Below are 22,084 nucleotides of genomic sequence, written 5' to 3'. Positions count from 1 at the left end.
GCAAGCCGGCCGACGCAACCTTTACGCAGCGACCAAAGGGAGACACAGATGTTCACCAGTACAACGCAACGAGAACCGGTCATCCTCGATACCACCGTCCGTGACGGCAGTTACGCGGTGAACTTCCAATACACCGAAGCCGATGTCCGCAGGATCGTCGGAGATCTCGACGCCGCCGGTGTCCCCTATATTGAAATCGGCCATGGCGTCACCATCGGAGCAACGGCGGCGCAGGGCATCGCAGCCCAGACGGACGAGGAGTATTTCCGCGCCGCACGCTCGGTGGTGCGTAACGCGAAACTTGGCGCGGTGATCGTCCCAGCCCTGGTGCCGATCGCATCGGTGGACCTGGCGGGGGACTACCTCGACTTTCTGCGTATGTGCGTGATTGCCACCGAATTTGAGAAGGTGGTGCCTTTCGTCGAGCGGGCGCAGGCAAAGGGTCTCGAGGTCTCCGTGCAGCTGGTGAAGTCGCACCTGTTCGAGCCGGATCTGCTGGCCTGTGCCGCGAAGCAAGCCAGTCAACTGGGAGTCCGGATCGTTTACGTGGTGGACACGACGGGCACCTTCCTGCCGGAGGACGTACGCCGCTACGTCCAAGCCCTCCGCAACGCGAGCGATGTCACGGTCGGCTACCACGGACACAACAACCTTGGTATGGCCGTCGCGAACACCTTGGAGGCGTTCGATGCCGGCGCCGACTTCCTGGACGGGACCCTGATGGGCTTCGGTCGGGGCGCCGGCAATTGCCAGACCGAGTGCCTCATCGCTGCGCTGCACCGGCGCGGGTACTTGGCGGGGATCGACCTGGATCGCATTTTCGATACGGCGCGGTCGGACATGCTGGGACGAGCCCCGGAGAGCTACGGCATCGATCCGTGGGAGATCTCGTTTGGATTCCACGGCCTCGATTCGTTGCACGTCGACCACATCCGCGCGTCAGCGGAAATGGCGAACCTTTCCGTGTCCCGTGTCATCCGTGAGACCTCGAAAACCATTGATGGGCCGTGGTTATCGGCGGCAGACATCGACCGAGTGGTAGCCGGGATGCGGACATGCTGAAGGGAACACAGATGCTCCCCGCGCCCAGCATGCGCGGTATGCGATCCACCCCGCTGCTGCTACACGTCGCCGATCCTCCGACGACTTTCACGGCCGAAGCCGGGATGCGCACCCTCGTTACGGGCAGCTCCGGCCACCTTGGCGAGGCGTTGGTGCGCACCCTGCGCGCGCGTGGCGCCGACGTCATCGGCCTCGATAACCGGCCTTCGGCATACACGAATGCTGTTGGCTCCATTAGTGATACAGAGCTCATGCGCCAAGTGATGGCAGGCGTGGAGGTGGTGTTCCACGCCGCGGCTCACCACAAGCCGCAGCTGGCCTTCCTGCCACGTCAGGCCTTCCTGGACAGCAACATCATCGGTACTCAGACGGTGTTAGATGCCGCCGTCGCCGCGAACGTTCGTGCCTTCGTCATGACGTCTTCGACAACGGTTTTCGGCGATGCGCTGATACCGCCGGCCGACCAGCCCGCGGCCTGGATCGACGAGTCGGTCCGTCCGGTTCCCAAGAACATTTACGGCGTCACCAAAGCCAGCGCCGAGGATCTCTGCCAGTTGGCCCATCGCAACGACGGGCTGGCCTGCGTCGTACTGCGCGCCTCTCGATTCTTCGTAGAGGGCGACGACATGCCAGACCTTTACCACGGCCGCAGCGAGGACAACATCAAAGCCAACGAATACGCATATCGCCGGATCGCGCTCGAAGACGTCGTTGACGCCCATCTGAAGGCGGCCCAGCGGGCCTCCCGCATCGGCTTCGGGCGCTATCTCATATCCGCTACCACACCCTTCAGCCACGCGGACATGGCGCAGCTACGGACCGACGCGGCAACGGTATTCGAGCGTCGGGTGCCACTGGCCGCGGCGGTGTGGAATGAGCTCGGGTGGCGGTTTCCCGACCGTTTGGACCGCGTGTACGTCAACGCTCGGGCCCGACGTGACCTGGACTGGCGCCCGCGGTTCGACCTGAACGCGATTGCCGCCAGGCTCGCCAACGGCGAGTCGGTGCACACGCCGCTGTCGCAACTAGTGGGCTCCAAGGAATACGCCAACAGCCCCTACCACCTGGGTGTATTTGAGCCTGTGGCTAGTGTCACCGTATAGCCCTGCGCAGCAACGGTTTCGGCCTTGCTTTCGTTGCTAGAGCCCGGGAAGACAGAGGCCGGGGATGCACCCGACGTCCGTCGGTGCCGTGTACGCCACGTACATCAGCGGTCCCTCGGTCCAAACATGTGTCACCCGAAAGGGTGTAGCTTTCTTTCACGTTTCAATATCGCTGTGGTGCAATATGGTTCGCAGCATATCGGCAGTGAACTGACGTCGCGCAGTGGCCTCAGTTGATGGGCACACTGTGGTTCACCCACGGCGGAGTCAGCATCACGCCCAGTTCTACTTCAACGACTCCACTGCCTTCCATTGAGCGGATACATTTTCGAGACAACTTCTTGCGTGTTGGAACCCTCGCAACGGGTGAGAGTCCTTGGCCTTTTCGCCCCTTGACCTCGTACCGGCCCCTGCCTGTCGGCTATGACCGTATTCGCGCTCAAGGTCAAGCGCCCACAGCGGGGCTACTGCGAACTACGGTGGCGCGCCACATGATTCAATTGACGCGCGTTTGTGCTCCAGCTGTCTGTATTGCTATTTAGTCACATCGGCAACTCTGGCCTGTGCCGCAGGCTATGGTCTCGCTGCCCACCTCACCGCGACAACGCGGTTTCTGCAGGTCAACGCCACCTTGAGACCCGCACAGTCACCACCCACCTGTGCGCAACGCCGCAGGTCAAGCGATTGTCGCTCACAGCCGGGCACATCGGGTGTACCCCGGGCGCAGCGAAACATGTGACTATTGCGACCGTGCGATGTAACCGATTTATGGTGCGCACCAAATTGAGCCAAGTCGGGAATCGCGCCGTGCGGGCGTTCCTCACGGCATACCGGATGCGTGAGCGCGCCGCGTACAAATCCGACGCCCCGCTCCGGGCAACCTTGGCCGCCTCATGCAACTGATCGGCCACCTCGCTGGTCGTGAGCATGTCGGCGTGCTTCGCATTGCGCGGCGCGTCGGCAGTGGCGCCTTGCCAATCGACCGATAGCGCATCGCGCCAGACCTGGTTGGCTACGCCATAGCAGCGCTCGCCAATGGACTCCCAGTAGCCAGCTGCTTCCGTCAAATGCTCGGTGGGTCGGGCCAGTAGTGCTGAGAGGCCCGAAAGCGCCATGACGCCGGCCAATGCCGTTGTGAAGGCTGTGATTTCGGCGTGAGCGGCGTTGACGGCAGCAGCGCTGGGCTGACACGACAAACCGAGCCCCGCGGGAGCCGGCGTTGCGCTTAGTTCGCCCGCAGAAGCGCCCCATCGGGTGGCCATCGCCTGCCAGCCAGCGCGACAGCTAGCATCCCGCGACTGAGATCTCAATCGCCGACGCCCGCTTCATTCGCATCGATTCACGCGTTTTTTCCGGCTTTGGACGCCATGATGGCTAGTACTTGATAGCACGGGGGTAGGCGATGTCGTTTGTACTCGTGGTGCCGGACATGTTGGCGACGGCCGCGGCCGATGCAGCGCAGATCGGTTCGGCGGTGCGGGCCGGCAATCTTGCCGCGGTCATCCCGACGACCGAGGTGGCGGCAGCGGCTGCCGATGAGGTGTCCGCGGCCATTGCGGCGCTGTTTGGCGCGCACGCCGAGCAGTATCAGGCGGCGGCGGCGCAGGCGGCGACGTATCACGCGCAGTTTCTGCGCACCTTGAGTGCAGCGGCGGCATCGTATGCGGGTGCAGAGGCGACCATCGCGACTTCGATGGGTGCAGCGGCTTCCGATGGGTTCCAGACGTTCGTCTACGGTCCGATTCACACGGCCGGCGAAGCCTGGATAAGCAGCCCGGTCGGTCAGGTGCTCGCCCCGATTGTCAATGCGCCCACCACCGCGTTGTTCGGCCGTGGTCTCATCGGCAACGGTGCTCCCGGAACGGCGGCCAACCCCAATGGCGGTGCCGGCGGGATCCTGTTCGGCGACGGTGGGGCCGGCTACACGCCGACCGGGGGCATGGGGCCAGTGGCCGGCGGCATCGGCGGCAATGCCGGGCTCATCGGTAACGGTGGCGCCGGTGGCGCCGGCTTCGGTGGCGGTACCGGCGGCGCGGGCGGTACCGGCGGCTGGCTCATGGGCAACGGCGGCATGGGCGGTGTTGGCGGTCCCGGTGGTACCGGAGGCCAGGCGATATTCTTCGGCGACGGCGGCGCTGGCGGGGGCGGCGGGACAGGTGGTCGTGCGGGGCTATTCATCGGCAATCCTGGCGCCGGCTGGCTCCCCGACACCGGTGGCACCGGGCAGTCGATCGTGATCGAATTCGTGCGGCACGGGCAGACGGCGAGCAATGCGGCGGGGTTGATCGACACGAATGTGCCGGGACCTCCGCTCACTGCGCTGGGCCAGCAACAGGCGCAGGCCCTCGCCAATGTGCTTGCGCCGCAAGGCGCCTTCTCCGGGCTCTTCGACTCGCAGTTGATGAGGACGCAGCAGACCGGCGCACCGTTGGGCGCCATGCTGGGGATGAACGTGCAGGTGTTGCCGGGGCTTAACGAGATCAGTGCCGGCGTCTTCGATGGCTTGCCGCAGATCAGTCCAGCGGGTCTCCTCTATCTAGTTGGCCCGATCGCGTGGACGCTCGGATTTCCCCTCGTGCCGATGCTGACCCCGGGCTCCACCACCGTCAACGGGGTGGTTTTCGACCAGGGCTTCACCAACGCGCTTCAAACGATCTATGGCACTGCCATGACGAACCCGGTCGTGGGCGCGGACGGCAAGATCACCGGGGTGGCCTACTCAAGCGCATTCACTATCGAGGTCGGGACGCTGATGAACGTCAACAACCCCGATCCCCTCCTACTCGCTCACACGCTGCCCAACACCGGCACGGTCGTGGTGGAGGGCAATCCCCACGATGGCTGGACGCTGGTCAGCTGGGACGGGAGACCCGTTCCGCCGGCGTCGTTGCCCACCGCGCTATTCGTCGACGTACGTAACTTGATCACGGCGCCGCAATATGCGACGTGGAACATTATTGAGTCCATGTTTACCGGCGATCCGACGGCGGTCGCGGTCGCGATTCGAGACGGCATCGAGCGGGTCGGCGCGGCGACGATCAACTTCCCCGTTGCGGTCGCCGAGGACGTGGCCGACGCTCTGGGCGGCTGAGCATGGGTGGCGCTGACCACCGAACGGGTGGTGGACTACCCGACTTCCCCGGGCTGCACGTCTTCGTTCGCGCCCATCTGGATCACCGAGATGATGCGCCGACGGCACCACAAGTAGGCCACGTGGGAAGGTTCGCGCGCGGGTTACGCACGACCGCCGCGCCGGTGGTCACGGCATCGCGATTCTGCACGGCAAGCCGTGTAACCTCCCCTTACCGGGTGGTGCGGAATGTATGCGTGGAGTCCGCGGGGCCATGGAACCCGATGATTCCCGCCCGAGCCGTTTACACGAGGACGACAGTGACAGCAGAAACACAGAACCTGCGGCCAAATTTCGAGGACGTGCAGGCTCACTACGACCTATCCGATGACTTCTTCGCGCTGTTCTTGGACCCAACGCGGACATACACCTGCGCCTACTTCGAGCGCGATGACATGACGCTGGAAGAGGCCCAGATCGCCAAGATCGACCTAGCGCTGGGAAAGCTTGGGCTGCAGCCGGGTATGACGCTGCTCGACATCGGCTGCGGTTGGGGGCCGGCGATGCTGCGAGCGTTGGACAAGCACGACGTCAATGTCGTAGGTCTGACGCTGAGCAAGAACCAGGTCGCCTACGTGGAAGAGCAGCTCGCGGCATCGGATAGCACGCGTTCCAAGCGGATACTGCTGCAGGGCTGGGAGCAGTTTCATGAGCCGGTCGACCGGATCGTGGCGATCGGCCCGCTGGAGCATTTCGGCTACGACCGCTACGACCATTTCTTCCAGAAGGTCTACGATCTGCTGCCGCCCGACGGCACAATGCTGCTCCACACGATCGTGGTGTTGAGCAGACAGGAGATCGAGGAGCGCCAACTGCCGTTGACGATCAGGCATATGCATTTCGTCAAATTCCTGCTGGAGGAGATCTTCCCCGGCGGCCGGCTGCCGACGGTGGCAATGATCGAGGAGCACGCCGCGAAGGTCGGGTTCACAATTGCCCGGACCCACCGGCTGCGGCTGCATTACAAGCGGACGCTCGACATGTGGGCGGCGGCCCTGGAGGCGCATAAGGACGAGGCGATCGCGATCCAGTCGGAAGAGGTCTACGACCGCTACATGAGGTACCTGACCGGCTGTTCGGAGTTGTTCCGCGACGGCTACACCGATTTGTGCCAGTTCACGCTGGTAAAGAGGTAGTTCAGCGGCGCTGGGGCTTTAGTCCGACTGCCGTACCGGGTCTTGCCAGAAGTTCTTGGACAGGCGGCGGCGGTCAGCGCGCGCTTGTGGATCGGTGAAGTCCCGGATGCCTTGAGATTCGTTGGGAAAGGGCGTGATCGGGACTTCGAACGCGAGCGCTCCCGAGATGTGGAGGTCGGCGCCGTGGTTGAGGATGAACTTCGTCCGCCGAGTCGTGATGGGGTTCTTGGCGAGGACGACTTCGGTGAGTGCGACGACCTCACGCTCGAGGTCTTCAGGGGAACAGATTCGGTTCACCAGGTTGTAGCGTTCGGCGGTATCGGCGTTGAATAGCGCGCCGAGTAGGTTCCACTCCTTGGCTTTACGTCGGCCGGCGAAGCGGGCCAGCCGCGATGTGCCACCCCAGCCCGGTGTGATGTCCCAGTCGATTTCGGGCATGCCCCATCGGGACCGGTCGGTCGCGATGACGAAGTCGCACACCAGCGTCAGTTCGAGTCCGCCACCGGTGCACACGCCGTCGACCGCGGCGATGGTGATTGGGGTGAGGTCCTCGATGATCTGCACGGTTTCCTGATACTTGCGGACCTGCCAGTATGGGTCCTCCGGGGTCCAGGTGTTGAACTCGGTGATGTCGTCACCGGCGCAGAACGTTTCCCCGGCGCCGCGCAGGATCACCACCCTGCACTCGCGGTCGTCGCGGATCTCTCGCACGGCTCGGTTGAGCTCGGCGGATAGTTCCCGGTCGAGCGCGTTGTGCACGTCGGGACGGTTGAGGGTGATCGTGGTGACCGGTCCGGACCGGTCGATGAGCAGCTTCTGGTACATGGAATTAACTTGCATAAAGAGACTCAAGCACGGTTAGTCTTGTTATGCAAGCTTTTCGATAGGATCGGTTGATGCGGCAGGTGCGGTTGGAGCGGGATTGCTCGGTGTTTCGCGCCGTCGCCGCCGTCGGCGATGCCTGGTCGTGGATGGTGTTGCGGGAGGCCATCTTCGACAGCGTATGCCGCTTCGACGAGTTTCAGGCGCGCTTGGGTATTGCCCGCTCAACGCTGACCGCCCGGCTCGACCAACTGATCACCTCGGGGCTATTGGAACGTCGCGGCTCCGACTATGTGCTGACGGCACGCGGGGACGATTTCCTCGGCTGCCTGTTGACCGCCATGCACTGGGGTGACCGGTGGTGCGGGGACGCCGACGTGGCCCCCGTGCGGGTCACGCATCTCGGCTGCGGGCGGTCAATGCACGCCGAAATGTGTTGTGAGCATTGCGGACAACCGGTAGTCGCGCGCGACGTCGCGTTCGATCGAACACCCGAACCGATGCGACGCCCCGACGGATCGGTAGGCCGACAGCGCATGCCGGGGCTCGATCTGCTCGAGCGCAACCGTTCGTCGTCCATCGCCCGAACCATGCAGGTCCTGGGCGACCTGTGGAGCGCGCTGATCATCCAGGAGTGCTTCTTCGGCACACACCGCTTCGACGAATTCCAACAGCGGCTCTCGATCGCGTCAAACATCTTGTCCCAGAGGCTATCTCGGCTTGTCGAGCGAGGAGTGCTGACCCGTTCGGCCACCACTGGGGCGCGCCACACTTACCAACTCACCGACCAGGGCCTTGACCTGTATCCCGTGCCCTTGGCAATGCTCACTTGGGGAGACCGCTGGCTCGCCGCCGGCGAGCCGCCGATCATGCTCAGCCACAAAGCGTGCCGACACCGGCTGCGCGCGATCCTCAGCTGCTCAAACTGCACCAGCCCAATTACCCGCGCCGATCTTGCAGTCACTAGCAATGCCTAAACTGACCCGGGTGTCAGAGCCCAGCCGGCCCCAAGTCTCGCTGCTGGCGCGTGCGCTGACGTTGCTCGGCGTTCTACCGACTGACGCCCGCTCCGCTCGCTGACGCGGCGTCCGCGGCACTGGCCCGACTCGTCTATTGGAAAGGGCACGCGCTGCATTTGGGTGTGCTGCAAGACTTCCGCGACAACGTCGATCCGACGGCGCAGTTGTCGGAGCGTAAGTGGCGACCCGTCCGGGCCATGTACCGCGCGCTGGTGCGCAACGCGTTCGACGGAATCTGGTTCCCCACCGTCTCGCGCGCGGGCGTCGGCGGAACAGCCGGCGCGACGGCAAGAAAGCTAGTTGACGGCAAGAACGCGAGCTGGTGCGTTATCGCAGTCATCGCTCTTCGCTGGCCGCGGGCTTTGCGATGCGGCGCGCCGCCTCGACAAGATTCGAGGCGGCACGGCTCGCTTTCTTGTGGTCGTCCGAACTTACCGATTGGTGCGTATATGCGACCTTGGACTTCACGTTCAGTAGCGCGCGGAGATACTTTGCTACGTCGGGCTGGGCCTTCGCGAGCAGGGCGATCGCGTCACTGTGGTTCTCGCTGATCGAGTACTCGCCGAGTTTGCTACAACATATGACGTCCGCTGCCGCGATGCCTGCATCGACGAAGAGATCGATCGCGGCGTTCGGTGCATGGTCTTCAATCAACGTCGCGGCATCGTGGAACTCTGTCGCCTTATTCAGCCGTCCCGCCCGAACGGCGTCGGAGCTCTTCCTTGTGCGTCCAGTCATTGTGATCGTGCTTCGTTGGGCGCTCGGAGCAGCTTGATCAACCAGGCTCGTGACCCTGCCACGGTGAGCCCGTGATCCACCACATCCCGAATCATCGGCTCGGCGCGCGCGGCGCGCAGCTCGTCGATGGTGTACTCGATGACGCGTGCGTCGTTGCCTGTCCATCCGGTAACCGTCGTGGCAAGTTCGCCAACTTGCTCTGACCAGACGGTGTCCGAGCAGTCGTGGTCGCGCACGAGCAAGATGTCCACGTCGCTGTGCGGCGTCATAGTTCCTGTCGTCGCGGATCCGAACACTGCGGCGTACACCGGCGGCGCCTGCCAGCCCTCAAGGTGCTGCTCGAGCCGTGTGAAGAACGTACTTGTCAGCTTCGCCAGAGCCTGTATCGGCTCCGCCGCAAGATGATTGGTGTTCAGCCGGTATGCAAACGCATTGCCGACCCGATCAGCGAGTACCACCCCTTGCACAACCAGTCTGGTGAGGACCTTTCGGATACCTTCCTCGGAAAAGTTGTTCAGGATGCGATGAACCTGACCTGTGGTGAACGTGACATCGTGCGTTGCCAAGACCGCCAGCACGTCGCCGTCGAGGGTCGGTGTAACCGTCGCAAAGGGCCGGTCCAATTGCATCAGAGACCCTCCTCACCCCAACTATCATTGTCTTATCCGTACTATAGTTCGCTTTAGCGTACTATAGTACTTCCGATCCCTGGGGTCGGCGGAACCGCTGGCGCGACGGCAAGAAAGTGAGTCGACGGTGCGGTCTGTGGGACTTGTGGCGATACCGGGACGCCATCAGACTGACGGAATGCGCGATCGCGAGACGATCGACTCAGAATTGCGACTTCTTGCCCTGCGGCGCCAATCAGTCCGTGAGCAGGGCGGTCAGCCGTCGTCCGAACAGGTCGACAAACTGCTCGACGAACGTCTAGGCCATCGCGCCGAGGCGTCCAAGACCGAGGCCGCGGGTGACCCGATCGGCGACGTCACGCCGCACATGCGTGCAGGTGTGCCGCGCCGCTTCGGGCCTCTCTCGCTGTTGCCGCTATCACTGCTGGCCGCCGGCGCCGCGTTGGTAGCGATGTTCGGCGGGCACAACCAACAGTCGGCAGAGCCGGCGCCGGCGGAAGTCCTCCCGCCGTCGATTTCGCAAACCAAAACCGCAGTACCGCAAGCTCAAACGCCGATTGACCTCGCCGACAGGGTCTTCCTCGACGTGTTGAACAAGGAAGGCGTGCCGGTTCCCAGCCACGAATACGCGACGGCCCAGGCGCATTCGGTCTGCGGTTTCCTCGAGCGCCAGCCCAACCTCGCCGAGGCGGTCCGCTTCGTACAGCAGTCGTCGATATGGGACGCCGATCAAAGCGCCCACTTCGCCGCTGGGGCCGTTGTCACCTACTGCCCGCAGTACGTATCCGCAACCCCGCCGATGCAGCCAGGCCTGCAGAATTCCCTATCCGATCTGCAAGCCATCCAGCGCGACATGCAGAGCATCCAAGGTGATCTGCAAAGTATCCGCGACCATTTGCCGGCCCTCCCAGGCGAGTAGTGACCCCGGGCACGGTTGGTCGCTCAACCATTACTCACGGATTGTTCAAGGGCGCATCCCTAGCGTTTGCTGCGCCGGCAGATCCATTTCGGAGCGCCGAACCCCGTCGTCCGGCGATTCGGATGTCGGGTCGATACCGGAATTTGGCCCTTCCTCATTAACCCGATCTACCTCTCCTATAGCCCTTCTTCTTACGGGACGATGACCTTTGATGCCTGAGGACGACATCAGCACGCCGGGAATTGGAGCCCCCAGTCAGGATTGAACTGTTGAACTGCCCGGCCAGACTGGCAGTCTTCGGACCAGCCATCCCACACCGCGAGGTCACCGGGCACCATGGCGCTCACCCAAATCGCCCGCGACACCCCCGGATGTGCGTACTACCGACGAAAACGAGCCGCCTGGCAAGCGCCTGCGAGAAGCGTTGCGCTGCCTGAAACGATGCCTACTCAACGTCGTCTACCGCCAACTCGTACACGACGCCAAACCAGAAGTAGGGGCAGGCCCGGCGGGACGCGGGGGCGGCTCTACTGTCCAGCGCGGTCGGCTCACACCCCTTCACCGGCACTTCGGACCAGTCACTCACCGGGCCACGCCCCGCCACCATACAACTGGCGGCCAAAAAGCTTGACATAGAAAGGCCCCACGAGCATCGTTGGAATACGAAGCAGCCAATTTGAAATTGAACGTCAGGTTCCCGAACGCCTCGGCTGCCCGGTGTTTGTGCGCAGCACCGCCTGCCGAAACGGGAAACGGCATCAGATCGAGAATCGCTGATATCCGATCACCCTGTAGAACCAGAACCTGGAAACGTTATTAGGATCGGCGATGATGAATAAGTGGCGGTTAGCGCTTGGGGCGGTTTTGACCACAATGGCTATTTTGGGGGCGCATTATCTGATAGAAAACAGGGACAACACGGGAGTTAATCAACAGGCAGAACCTATCCGGAATCACCTCCAGCTCCCGGCCGTGCGCCTTGACAGCCCGGTCTCGTTCGAATCAGCTATGCAACACCGGCGATCCACGCGGAACTATGCAGACACACCGCTGTTCCTGGGAGAAGTCTCGCAGTTGCTGTGGTCGGCCCAGGGCATCATCCTCAAGGGCGTTTACCGAACAGCTCCTTCAGCCGGAGCGCTTTATCCGCTGGAAGTTTACCTGCTGGTCGGCGCAGTGGATGGTCTCGAAACTGGCATCTATAAGTACCTGCCATCCGGACACCAACTGCTAAAGGTATCCAGCCAGGACAAGCGGGGCGACCTCTACTTGGCTGCTCTAAAACAAGAGCCGATCCGAAAAGCACCAATTGTGATCGTATTCGCGGCAGTCTACCAACGCACACAGGTCAAATACGGCGATAGAGCGCAGCGCTACGTAGATATGGAGGTCGGCAGCGCCACCCAAAATGTTTACCTCCAGGCCACCGCACTGGACCTGGGAACCGCCCTTATAGGCGCATTTTCCGACGAACAAGTAAAAACAACCCTTGGTTTGGCGGAGGATGAGCAAGCGTTGGGTTTGATGCCAGTGGGCAGGCCGCGGGCTCGCCGGTAAGGAAGACAGCGAGGTGCCGTCAAGTAACACGCTGACCTGCGGTGCAGCTCGTAGTGGAGCCCCCTGTCAGGATTGAACTGACGACCGCTCGCTTACAAGGCGAGTGCTCTACCACTGAGCTAAGGAGGCCGGATTAACCGGGTGCAAGCCTAGCGGCTCACCCTTCGCTGTCGATGACGCGCTCGGTACGCACCGATCGCGACGATGAGCGTCGCGGTGGCCGGCGCGGCAGCGGTATGCGTTCGGCGATATTGCTGAGCGGATTGACCACCAGGGTCAGCGCCGTAACCGCGTCCTGCAGGGTGGCGATGGCGGGCTCCAGCGCCTCCATCCCGGGCGCCAGTCGAGCCAGGGTGTCGGCAAGGTCGGTAAGTTGTTCGAGCGGTCCGTCCTTGGACGTCAATGTGTCGATCAGGCCTCCTTCGGCGAGCAGCCGCTCGGCTACCCCATCCTCGGCCAGCAACCGTTCGACCATCCCGTCCTCGCCAAGCAGCCGATCGCCCAGCCCGCCTGGTTGCAGAGCCCGCTGCAGCGCGCCGCCCTCCGCGGTCAGCCGGTCGAGCAAACCGCCGGGCGCTGTCACCAGGTCAACCAACCCGCCGGGACGCAGCAGCCGGTCCATCGGCCCGTCGGGAGCCACCGCACGTCCCAGTGGCATATCGTCGTCCAACAACCGGGCGAGCCGGTTTGCTCGCGCGAGGGCGTCGTCGATCCCGAACATGTTCGCCATCGCGGTGGACCCGCTCGGGCCGCTGGTGTCACCGAGCGACCTCTTGGCCACACCAACCGCAGCGCCCGCAAAGTTGAGGCTCGCCTCGGCGGCCGCCAGCCCCGTCCGCGCGGGGGCGGTAGCGATGGCCACGAGGGTTTTGGCGAGATTCATCAGATTTGCGGCGTGGAGATCCCTGGCTTTAGCCGGGGAAGGAATCGCCGCTTCCCTCCTTTCGAGATGTTGTCGGTAGTCACACCTAGGTTGTTGATGTGTGCAGGTTTCGGTTGTTTCCCAGCCCTGAGCAGGCAGCGGCGTTGGCCGAACACTCTCGCCACGCGCGGTTTGTGTGGAACCTGGCCGTCGAGCAACAGCGGCACCGGCAGCCGGGCCGGCACGCGCCTGGTTACCACGAGCAATGTGCCCAGTTGACTGCGGCCCGCGCCGAATACAACTGGCTGGCCGCCGGATCGCAGACCGTGCAGCAGCAAGCGCTGCGGGACTTCGCCCAAGCGATGCGCAACTTCTGCAACCGCACCCACCGCCGCCCGACCTGGCGTAAAGCCGGCCAGCACGAAGGGTTTCGGCAGGTCGGACTCAAACCGCGCCACATTAGGCGACTCAGCGGTCGCTATGGGCAGGTATGGATACCCAAGATTGGTTGGGTGCGGTTTCGGCGGACCCGCGACGTACCGGCCACGGTGAAGTCTTACCGCGTCACTTTGGATCGGTCGGGTCGGTGGCACATCGCTTTTGCGGCCATCCCGGAACCGATCGCGGGACCCGAGGATGGCAGCGTCGTGGGTGTGGATCGCGGCGTGGCGGTATCGGTGGCACTGTCCAGCGGCGAGCTGCTGTGCGTTGCGGGCCTGAGCGCGGGTGAAACCCAGCGACTCCGCCGACTGCAGCAGTGTCTGGCCCGGGCGCAACGCGGATGCCGCCGGCGAGCACGAACCAAGCTGGCCATCGCCAGGTTGCGCGCCCGGGAAACCGATCGCCGCCGTGACTGGGTGGAAAAGACCACCACCGACCTGGCGCGTCGCTTCGATACCATCCGGGTCGAGGATCTGAAAGTGCGTGCCATGACCCGCTCGGCGCGCGGTACTCGGGAGCGCCTCGGGCGCAATGTCGCGCAGAAGCGGGGCCTCAACCGGGAGATCAGCCGCCAGGGATGGGGACTGCTGGTGGCCCGGTTGCAGCACAAGGCCGTGGGACGGCTGGAATTCGTCCCGGCGGCGTACACGTCGCAGCGATGCTCTTACTGCGGGCACGTCGCGCCGGAAAACCGCAAGAGCCAAGCGGTTTTCCAGTGCGTGGCCTGCGGCGCAGGGCCGTGTAGTGCTGACGTGAACGCCGCACGCAATATCGCCGCCGGGCGGGCGGTGACAGCACGGGGAGACCTCGGCGCTAGCCGGTCTGTGAACCGTGAACCTCAACTCTGTTCTCCTGCTGCCTAGCTCCGACGGGGTTGGAATCCACCGGCTTTAGCCGGTGGAGGACGTCAACCTGCGAGTGTATTCACGGCGCGCCCCGATGATCCCGCATGGGTCCAAGCCGATTCGATGTTTCCTGGCAGACTATTACCAGATTATGGACACCGAGCTCGCAGGAAGTACTCAATGATTGTGAAGCTAGCTTTAAACCGAGTGCTGATGGGGTTGGCCCCATGACCGTAGGACTCCCAGGCGAAAACTCCACACCGGAGGCCCGCATCCTCGTCGTCGACGACGAGGCCAACATTGTCGAGCTGCTGTCCGTGAGCCTCAAGTTCCAGGGTTTTGAGGTCTACACGGCAACCAACGGAGCACAGGCGCTGGACCGCGCCAGGGAATGCCGGCCCGACGCGGTGATCCTCGACGTGATGATGCCCGGAATGGACGGCTTCGGAGTGCTGCGCCGGCTGCGCGCCGACGGCATCGATGCGCCGGCGCTGTTCCTGACGGCCCGAGACTCGCTGCAGGACAAGATCGCGGGCCTGACGTTGGGTGGCGACGACTATGTGACGAAGCCCTTCAGTTTGGAGGAGGTCGTCGCCCGGCTGCGGGTCATTCTGCGACGCGCCGGCAAGGGCAGCGCGGAACCTCGCAATTCCCGTCTGACGTTCGCCGATATCGAACTCGACGAGGAGACCCACGAGGTGTGGAAGGCCGGCCAGCCGGTGTCGTTGTCGCCCACCGAATTCACGCTGTTGCGCTACTTCGTGATCAACGCCGGAACGGTGCTGAGCAAGCCGAAGATCCTCGACCACGTCTGGCGCTACGACTTCGGTGGCGACGTCAACGTCGTGGAGTCTTACGTGTCGTATCTGCGTCGCAAGATCGACACCGGTGAAAAGCGACTGCTGCACACCTTGCGCGGGGTGGGCTATGTGTTGCGGGAGCCGCGATGAGCATGGTCCGCTCGACCCGCTAGGTGGCGACGAATGGCCACATTTCGCCGAGGTGGACTGCCGCTGCGGGTAAGCCTGGTCGCCGCGACCCTGGTGCTGGTGCTGTGCGGCTTGTTGGTTTCTGGTGTCGCGGTCACCTCGATCCTGCAGCACAGTTTGATCAGCCGGATCGACTCGGCCCTGCTCGATGCCTCCCGCACCTGGGCGCAAACCCCCTGGCAGCCCCCGGCCAACGCAGAAGGCCCCGACCCGGCCCGGCCACCATCGAAGTTTTACGTGCGGGGCATCAGCCCCGACGGCCGCACTTTTGTTGCCATCAACGACCGCAATGCCGAGCCGGCGCTGCCTGCCGACAATGATGTCGGCCCCGATCCGACGACGCTTCCCTCGGTGAACGGGTCTGACATCGAGTGGCGCGCAGTGACTGTGCGGGTGCCGCAGGGCGGTCTGACCACTGTGGCCATCGATTTATCTGATGTTCAGCACACCGTACGGTCTCTGGTGTGGCTGCAGGTGGGCATCGGGGTGGCGGTGCTGGTTGTCGTTGGCATCGCCGGTTATGCGGTCGTGCACCGCAGCCTAAAGCCGCTGTCCGAAGTCGAACAGACCGCCGCGGCGATCGCGGCGGGTCAGCTGGATAGCCGGGTTCCGGAACGCGATCCCCGCACCGAGGTGGGCCGGCTTTCGTCGGCGCTCAACGGAATGCTCGCCCAGATCCAACAGGCGGTGGCATCCTCGGAGTCGTCGGCCGAAACCGCCCGCGGTTCAGAGGACCGCATGCGACGGTTCATCACCGACGCCAGCCACGAACTGCGCACCCCGTTGACCACCATTCGCGGCTTCGCCGAGTTGTATCGCCAGGGCGCGGCCCGCGACGTTTCCATGCTGTTGTCGCGGATCGAAAGCGAAGCGAGCCGGATGGGCCTGCTGGTGGACGACTTGTTGATGCTGGCCCGGCTGGATGCGCAACGGCCACTCGAACGCGACCGGGTGGACTTGCTGGTGCTGGCCAGCGACGCGGTGCACGACGCACGGGCGATCGATCCCAAGCGCACCATCACCCTGGAAGTCCTCGACGGTCCTGGCACCCCGGAAGTGTTTGGTGATGAACCGCGCCTTCGACAGGTGCTGAGCAATCTGGTGGCGAACGCTTTGCAGCACACCCCGGAAAGCGCCGATGTCACCGTGCGGGTTGGCACTAAGGGTGACGACGCGGTGATTGAGGTAGCAGACAAGGGTCCGGGTATGAGCCAGGAGGATGCGGCGCGGGTGTTCGAGCGGTTCTATCGCACCGACTCGTCGCGGGCGCGAGCCAGCGGCGGAACCGGACTGGGGCTGTCCATCGTCGACTCGCTAGTCAACGCCCACGGCGGCGCCGTCACGGTCACGACCGCCCCGGGGCAGGGTTGCTGCTTTCAGGTCACGCTCCCGCGCGTCAGCGACGTGGCCATCCCGGTCAGTGGGCCGGTCAGCTGAGCCCAGCCCTAAGCGAGCTGAGCTAACGCCGCCTTGATCCTGGACTGCGCGTCGTCCAACGATTCCGGTGACGGGTTGCGATTGACGTTGGCAAAACCGAAGTCGCTCAGACTGCGGGTGGGGAAGACGTGCACATGCAGATGGGGCACTTCCAGCCCGGCAATGATCACCCCGGCACGCTCGGCTCGAAACGCCTTGCACACGGCCTTTCCGATTAGTTGGCTCACCGCCATGACGCGACCAAATACCGTTGGATCCACGTCCTGCCATTGATCGATCTCGGCGCGGGGCACCACCAGCGTGTGCCCGTGCGTCATCGGCTCAATCGTCAGGAACGCCACCACCTCGTCATCCTCGTAAACAAAGCGCCCGGGAAGTTCGCGGTTGATGATCTTGGTGAAGATCGATGCCATTCGACAAGCATATGTGCGTAATGGTGGCGGGCCCCTGGGTACGGTCGTGCGCATGACGGCACGGATCGACAGGCGTTCGATGCTCGCGTTCTCAGCGGTCGGCGCCCTCACGGCGGCACTGCCATCCTGCCGCAGCGCGCAGCCGCTCCAGGACAGTGAAGAGCCCAACCACAGTGACCAGGAGCCCGTCGAGCTCGATGACTACGGATACGATCCCGACGTTCCGGAAACGGCGACGCCGGAAACGCCCCTGCGCCGCGGTAAAGTGCCGTCGGCTGCGTCCGTTCGAACCGAATGGTTGCCCCCGGTTGGCAGGCAGACCATGCCGAATTGTTTCGTCTGGGGTTCCGTATACGGTCTTGCGACGTTCTATGCGGCCCGCAAAAGCGGTGTTCCGCCGACCAGTCCCGCTCGACAGGCGGGTCCCGACTACGCCTACATTCGGTATGAAATCGCAAACAAGATGAAAGAGGAAAACTGTCAAGGCGGCCAAATCACCAGGTGTCTCAATTGGCTTCGATCCAACGGTGGCACGCCGTCGTTGGCCGCAGCCCCAAACCACGGTAGACGGCCATCCAAACCGTCGTGTGGAGTCAACTGGTCGGTGTACGGTTCGCAAACGATACCGCCGGAACCCAGCTTCCTGATTCCCGAGTACAAGGCGACAAAGATCACCGGTCCGGATGGTTTGACTAATCTACGGACCGTCATCGCGTCGGGCATGCCAATCGTTTTCGGAACGTCCCTCTACACAGACTTCATGCACTACCGCGGCAGGCCCTCTCCCTACGTCGGCAACAAGCAGTTCGTCAAGAACAAGGGCGGCAAGCAAGCCGGCCATGTGATGCTCATCGTCGCTTACGACGATGACTACACGAAATCCAGCGGCGCCGTTCGGATTCAGAACAGTTGGGGGACACGTTGGGGCGAAAAGGGATTCGCATGGATGGCCTATGACACCCTGGAATCGCTCGCCCAGGGATACGGGGTGTACGTGCCCGAATCTGCATAACACAGCGCTACTGCTGAAGCTGAATCGTTAACGCCGCGTGTCCATGTCGTACTGAATGCCCGCCAAAATCCACGATGACCCAATTCACGGAAGGGGTCTTAGGTGCGCATACCTGCGGCTATGTTGGCTGTACTAACCGCGTGCGCCACGACCCTCGTCCCGGCACCCGCGAGGGCGGCCGCGATGTTTGGGCCGCTGGCGCCGCCCAACCCGTTCATGGCTCCCAACGGCCTGGCGTCGATGCACAACGACGCGGGATCGGCCGACGCGGGACCGCTTCCGGGTCCGGGCAAGCGCTTTGTCCCGATCTTCGCCTACCCGCTGTTGGCTGCGTGTCCGACGATCACGCAGGGCACCGATGGCCTGGTGTTGGCGCTATGTACTGCCATCGTTGACCAGGCCCCGACCGTCCACCTGATCGATCCGGGAGGGATCCTCCCGCATGTGGTCCCGCTGGCTAGCCTGCCGGTCGCCAAGGGCGGCCTCCTCGGCGGTGTCTACGCCTACCTGGACAACAACAACCAACTGGTGATGATCGACGGCACCAACCACCTACTGCGCATCGCGCATAGCCAGGACGGCCAAGGACGGTGGCACCTGGCCGTCGCCGAGTCCATCGATGTATCCAGCGTGATACCGCCCGGCGACCAATCCGTCGGCGTGGTACCCGACTATGCGGGCAACGTCTGGTTCGCCACCGGCACCGGGGTAGTGGGAGTGTCAAAGGTCGGCGGCGGGGTTGCCGGCGTACAGCTGGACCCCGGCGAACAGGTGGCGAACAGCATCTCGTCGTCACCCGCCAATCGTGTCGGGGTGGCCACCACCTTTGCCCTCTACGAGCTGAATCTCGACGGCGGTGGCAACCCGCAGATCCTATGGCGCCAGGCCTACGACCGCGGCCCGGCGCGCAAGCCGGGACAACTGAGTTGGGGAACAGGTTCTACCCCAACGTATTTCGGCCCTACCGGCGCCGATTACCTGACCATCGTCGACAACGCCGACCCGGTGGTGCATGCGCTTGTCTACGAGTCCGGCACCGGCAACCTGATCTGCCAGCAACCGGTCCTGACCAAGGGTGGGCCCGGTAGTGAGAACTCCCCGATCGGGGTGGGCAGCACCATGTTCATCGCCAGCACCTACGGCTACCCCTATCCGGCGGTTCCGCCGGACGCCGGACCGGCCGTTCCGCCGACGGCCCCATTCATCGGGGGGATGACCAGGGTGGACGTCGACAACCCGGGCTGTCATACCGTGTGGGACAGTAACATTCGCAGTGCCGCGTTACCGCACCTGTCCATCGGGGACGGCCTGATCTACACCATCACCCGCTTCGGATTCGACACAACGACACCGGCTGACATCTTTTCTTTCGCCGTCCTTGATCCCACCTCGGGAGAAGTGATACTGCAGCAACCAAAATCGGCCAGCATCCTCAGCGACCCGATTCAGACCGCCACCATGGTGTTGATGGACAACAAGATCATGCAGGGCAACATCACCGGGCTGGGCCGTATCGGCTGAGGCCTCACTCCTGCTTGCCGAACGTCATCGTCTCGAGGTTCCAGTACCCGCGCATACTCGTGATCAACCCGGCGTCGTTGACGCGATAGGTGAACACCCCGCGGACAGAACTGGTGAACCCACCCTCAAACCTGCTGTCCAACACCAAGATATGGGCGATCTCGTTGGGTGAGCTGGACGGGAAGGTCTCCTCGCAGGTGATCGTCAGCTGGTTGGCCGCGATGTTGGTGTCGTAGAAGCTGGCGACCCCGTCCTTGCCCTTCACCCCGGTACCGTCCGGATTCGTGACGGACTTGCCGATCGGGTCCTCGATGACGACGTCGTCGGCCATCAGCGCCAACCAGCCCTCGCGGTCGTGGGCTTGCACGCAGCGCCACGAGGACTGCGATGCGGCGAGTGCGGGTGATTGGGCTGTCTGGGTCATGGTTATCTCCTGTCGTTAAATGGCGCACGCGGCGCGGGCGCCGTCTTCGGTGGCTTTGCGGATCAGGCCCAGGCCGCTGCAGTCGCCGGCGGCGTGCACTTGGGTTTCGGGCAATGCGGCTATCAGCTCGTCGAACAGGGATGTATCAGGCTCAACCGTTCCGGCGATCACCACACTGTCGGCGGCTAATTCGCGGCTGGTGCCGCTGGCGGGGGTGAACACCACGGCTTCGCGCGTGATCCGTTCGACGGCGGCACGAACGTGAACGGCAACGCCGAGGTGGTCCAGCCGGTTCATGTGTTCGGTCTTGCGTTTGTTGCCCACTTCCGGGGCGATATCCCTGCCGGCCTCGAGTATCGACACCAAGCGGCCGCGGCTGGCCAGAAACTCGGCGAGCTCCAGGGCGACGAGGTCGCCGCCAATAATGGTGATGCGTCGCCCGACCGGCATCCATACCCGTGTGGCCAGCCGAACCGGACCCGGGCGCACCAACCGCTGTCGCCAGCCGGCGAACAGCTGGCCATCGAGCAATTCACGCAGCCCAGGCCCGGTGCGGACGTGTGGCAGGTCAGCACCGGGAATCTCGGGCACCGTAACACGGCCACCAGTGGCTACCACGACAGCGTCAGGCGCTGTTGCCACGACGTCCTCTGCTGAAACACGGTGATCTAAAAGCACTTTCGCAGTGCTCACCCGGATCTCGTCGCGCAGGTACCGCAGGAACGGCTGGTTTTCCGGATGCAGCACGCACGCCCAGCGCAGCGCGCCGCCCAGTTGCCCGCCACGCTCGAAGAGCGTTACCTGGTGGCCGCGTTCGGCGGCCACGCGTGCGGCCTCCAGTCCGGCGGGACCACCGCCGACGATCACCACCCGTTTGGCGTGCACAGCGCGACCTCCCGCCAGCGCCCGCTCCTTGCCGGTGCGGGGATTGACCGCGCAGTCCACCGAGAAGCGTTGTTCCATCGCGTCGATGCAGTTTTCACACGAGATGCACTTGCGGACCCGGTGTGCCTGTCCGGACCACAGTTTGCGCGGCAGGTCGGGGTCGGCCAGCAGCGGCCGTCCCATCGCGATGAAGTCCGCGCGCCCGTCGGCCAGGATTCGCTCGGCCCTGGTGGGGTCGTGGATCCGGCCGACAGCGATCACCGGCACATCGACCACCTGCTTGACGGCGGCCGCGGCGCCCACGTTGAGCTCGTCGCCGTCGTCGGCGCCGTTGACCATGCCGGTGACGAGGCGATCGATGACGCCGCCGCTGACATGGAACGCGGAAACCCCGGCGGCGACGAGTTCGGGCGCGACTAAGGCGGTTTCGTAGATCGGTCGGCCCCCGGCAACGCGTTCGTACCCCGAGATGCGCAACGTGATCGGGATCGCGTCGCCGATTTCGGATCGAATGGCGGTCAGCGTCTCCAACACCACCCGCATCCGCCGTCGTGACGATCCCCCGTAGTCGTCGGTACGCCGATTGCGCTGTGGGGCAAGGAAAGACCCGAGCAGCATGTAGCCATGCGCCGCGTGCAGCTCGATACCGTCGTAGCCGGCCTCGGCCGCGCGCCGCGCCGCGGCCTTGAACAAGTCCATTACGCATGCCAGTTGCTGGGCGGTGATCTCGGCCGACGGACGCCCGGTCAGATACGACGGAATCACCGACGGCCCCAGCGACGTGACACCGAATATCTCCGGTCCCAGGCCGTCGGGTCCGGCGTGCACAATCTGCGGCTGGATCTTGGCGCCATGTTCGTGCACCACGTCGACCAGAGCGCGGTGCGCATCGACGGCAGCGTCGGTGGCCAGATGCAGGCCACCGGGTGTCTCCGGGTGCTGATTGTCGACTCCAGTGGCGCCCAACGTGATTAGCCCGACACCACCAGATGCGCGGGCGGCGAAATAGTCACGGGTCCGCGCCGACGGCAGCCCGTCCGGGGTGCCGTACATCGTCTCCATGGGAGCCATGACCACGCGGTTGCGCACCGTCATGGCGCCGATCCGTCCCGGCGCCGACAGGTGCGGAAAGCGGGTCAC

At 63.9% G+C, this 22,084-nt stretch carries 20 protein-coding genes and 1 tRNA gene; 12 read left to right on the top strand and 9 right to left on the bottom strand.

What is annotated here, in order from left to right; genetic code table 11:
- The first annotated feature begins 48 nt into the window (after positions 1-48).
- From AADZ78_RS24195 to AADZ78_RS24170, 4 genes are all read left to right on the top strand, one after another.
- Positions 49-1,062: a 4-hyroxy-2-oxovalerate aldolase gene (locus AADZ78_RS24195; protein WP_085249572.1), complete on the top strand. Its 1,014-nt coding sequence runs from the start codon at positions 49-51 to the stop codon at positions 1,060-1,062.
- Positions 1,063-1,166: 104 nt separating this feature from the next.
- Positions 1,167-2,165 carry an NAD-dependent epimerase/dehydratase family protein gene (locus AADZ78_RS24190; RefSeq protein WP_204805030.1) on the top strand — a complete coding sequence of 333 codons (999 nt, stop codon included), beginning with the start codon at positions 1,167-1,169 and terminating at the stop codon, positions 2,163-2,165.
- 1,402 nt (positions 2,166-3,567) lie between these two features.
- Complete coding sequence (locus tag AADZ78_RS24180) at positions 3,568-5,256, top strand: histidine phosphatase family protein (RefSeq protein WP_085249574.1); 1,689 nt, start codon at positions 3,568-3,570, stop codon at positions 5,254-5,256.
- Between the two features lie 299 nt (positions 5,257-5,555).
- Positions 5,556-6,431 (top strand): cyclopropane mycolic acid synthase family methyltransferase, encoded by an 876-nt coding sequence (locus tag AADZ78_RS24170; protein ID WP_239655037.1) that lies wholly within the window; start codon positions 5,556-5,558, stop codon positions 6,429-6,431.
- An 18-nt stretch (positions 6,432-6,449) separates the two neighbouring features.
- On the opposite strand, the gene AADZ78_RS24165 is transcribed toward AADZ78_RS24170, so the two are convergent.
- Entirely contained in the window at positions 6,450-7,271 is an 822-nt protein-coding gene (locus AADZ78_RS24165) for an enoyl-CoA hydratase/isomerase family protein (RefSeq protein WP_085249576.1), read from the bottom strand.
- 56 nt (positions 7,272-7,327) lie between these two features.
- Here AADZ78_RS24165 and AADZ78_RS24160 point away from each other — a divergent pair, with 56 nt between their 5' ends.
- A complete protein-coding gene (locus tag AADZ78_RS24160) occupies positions 7,328-8,230 on the top strand; it encodes a winged helix-turn-helix transcriptional regulator (protein ID WP_085249577.1) in 903 nt (300 codons plus the stop codon).
- 378 nt (positions 8,231-8,608) lie between these two features.
- Here the strand turns inward: AADZ78_RS24160 and AADZ78_RS24155 are convergent, their stop codons facing one another.
- Entirely contained in the window at positions 8,609-9,010 is a 402-nt protein-coding gene (locus tag AADZ78_RS24155) for a hypothetical protein (protein WP_085249578.1), read from the bottom strand.
- On the bottom strand, positions 9,007-9,639 hold the full coding sequence (locus AADZ78_RS24150; RefSeq protein WP_085249579.1) for a nucleotidyltransferase domain-containing protein: 633 nt from the start codon (positions 9,637-9,639) through the stop codon (positions 9,007-9,009). Before AADZ78_RS24150 ends, AADZ78_RS24155 begins: the two co-directional genes overlap by 4 nt.
- Positions 9,640-9,817: 178 nt before the next feature.
- Here AADZ78_RS24150 and AADZ78_RS24145 point away from each other — a divergent pair, with 178 nt between their 5' ends.
- Positions 9,818-10,558 (top strand): DUF732 domain-containing protein, encoded by a 741-nt coding sequence (locus tag AADZ78_RS24145; RefSeq protein ID WP_085249580.1) that lies wholly within the window; start codon positions 9,818-9,820, stop codon positions 10,556-10,558.
- Positions 10,559-11,003: 445 nt separating this feature from the next.
- On the opposite strand, the gene AADZ78_RS24140 is transcribed toward AADZ78_RS24145, so the two are convergent.
- Positions 11,004-11,144 carry a hypothetical protein gene (locus AADZ78_RS24140; protein WP_204081163.1) on the bottom strand — a complete coding sequence of 47 codons (141 nt, stop codon included), beginning with the start codon at positions 11,142-11,144 and terminating at the stop codon, positions 11,004-11,006.
- A 242-nt stretch (positions 11,145-11,386) separates the two neighbouring features.
- Between AADZ78_RS24140 and AADZ78_RS24135 the strand changes: the two genes are divergently transcribed.
- Positions 11,387-12,115 (top strand): SagB/ThcOx family dehydrogenase, encoded by a 729-nt coding sequence (locus AADZ78_RS24135; protein ID WP_211286223.1) that lies wholly within the window; start codon positions 11,387-11,389, stop codon positions 12,113-12,115.
- Positions 12,116-12,169: 54 nt separating this feature from the next.
- On the opposite strand, the gene AADZ78_RS24130 is transcribed toward AADZ78_RS24135, so the two are convergent.
- Positions 12,170-12,244 (bottom strand) — tRNA-Thr (locus AADZ78_RS24130).
- Positions 12,245-12,272: 28 nt separating this feature from the next.
- Complete coding sequence (locus tag AADZ78_RS24125) at positions 12,273-12,998, bottom strand: hypothetical protein (protein ID WP_085249581.1); 726 nt, start codon at positions 12,996-12,998, stop codon at positions 12,273-12,275.
- 113 nt (positions 12,999-13,111) lie between these two features.
- On the opposite strand from AADZ78_RS24125, the gene AADZ78_RS24120 reads away from it, so the two are divergent.
- The 3 genes from AADZ78_RS24120 to AADZ78_RS24110 all read left to right on the top strand — a co-directional run bounded on the left by AADZ78_RS24120 (position 13,112) and on the right by AADZ78_RS24110 (position 16,689).
- The gene (locus AADZ78_RS24120) at positions 13,112-14,281 is read left to right on the top strand and encodes an RNA-guided endonuclease InsQ/TnpB family protein (protein ID WP_085249663.1); all 1,170 of its coding nucleotides are present in this window, start codon (positions 13,112-13,114) and stop codon (positions 14,279-14,281) included.
- A gap of 209 nt (positions 14,282-14,490) precedes the next feature.
- Complete coding sequence (gene phoP / locus AADZ78_RS24115) at positions 14,491-15,213, top strand: two-component system response regulator PhoP (RefSeq protein ID WP_085249582.1); 723 nt, start codon at positions 14,491-14,493, stop codon at positions 15,211-15,213.
- Positions 15,214-15,246: 33 nt separating this feature from the next.
- The gene (locus AADZ78_RS24110) at positions 15,247-16,689 is read left to right on the top strand and encodes a sensor histidine kinase (RefSeq protein WP_085249583.1); all 1,443 of its coding nucleotides are present in this window, start codon (positions 15,247-15,249) and stop codon (positions 16,687-16,689) included.
- An 8-nt stretch (positions 16,690-16,697) separates the two neighbouring features.
- Here the strand turns inward: AADZ78_RS24110 and AADZ78_RS24105 are convergent, their stop codons facing one another.
- The gene (locus tag AADZ78_RS24105) at positions 16,698-17,102 is read right to left on the bottom strand and encodes an HIT family protein (RefSeq protein ID WP_085249584.1); all 405 of its coding nucleotides are present in this window, start codon (positions 17,100-17,102) and stop codon (positions 16,698-16,700) included.
- Between the two features lie 52 nt (positions 17,103-17,154).
- Here AADZ78_RS24105 and AADZ78_RS24100 point away from each other — a divergent pair, with 52 nt between their 5' ends.
- Together AADZ78_RS24100 and AADZ78_RS24095 are read left to right on the top strand one after the other, a co-directional pair.
- Positions 17,155-18,114 (top strand): C1 family peptidase, encoded by a 960-nt coding sequence (locus AADZ78_RS24100; RefSeq protein WP_239656680.1) that lies wholly within the window; start codon positions 17,155-17,157, stop codon positions 18,112-18,114.
- 102 nt (positions 18,115-18,216) lie between these two features.
- Entirely contained in the window at positions 18,217-19,635 is a 1,419-nt protein-coding gene (locus tag AADZ78_RS24095; protein WP_085249585.1) for a hypothetical protein, read from the top strand.
- A gap of 4 nt (positions 19,636-19,639) precedes the next feature.
- On the opposite strand, the gene AADZ78_RS24090 is transcribed toward AADZ78_RS24095, so the two are convergent.
- Both AADZ78_RS24090 and AADZ78_RS24085 read right to left on the bottom strand, forming a co-directional pair.
- Positions 19,640-20,059: a ketosteroid isomerase family protein gene (locus AADZ78_RS24090; protein ID WP_085249586.1), complete on the bottom strand. Its 420-nt coding sequence runs from the start codon at positions 20,057-20,059 to the stop codon at positions 19,640-19,642.
- Positions 20,060-20,074: 15 nt separating this feature from the next.
- Positions 20,075-22,084 carry an FAD-dependent oxidoreductase gene (locus AADZ78_RS24085; protein WP_085249587.1) on the bottom strand — a complete coding sequence of 670 codons (2,010 nt, stop codon included), beginning with the start codon at positions 22,082-22,084 and terminating at the stop codon, positions 20,075-20,077.

The sequence above is a fragment of the Mycobacterium riyadhense genome, assembly GCF_963853645.1.
GTDB lineage: Bacteria > Actinomycetota > Actinomycetes > Mycobacteriales > Mycobacteriaceae > Mycobacterium > Mycobacterium riyadhense.
The sequence above is the reverse complement of the archived record's forward strand: the minus strand, read 5'-3'. Positions and strand labels throughout refer to the sequence as shown.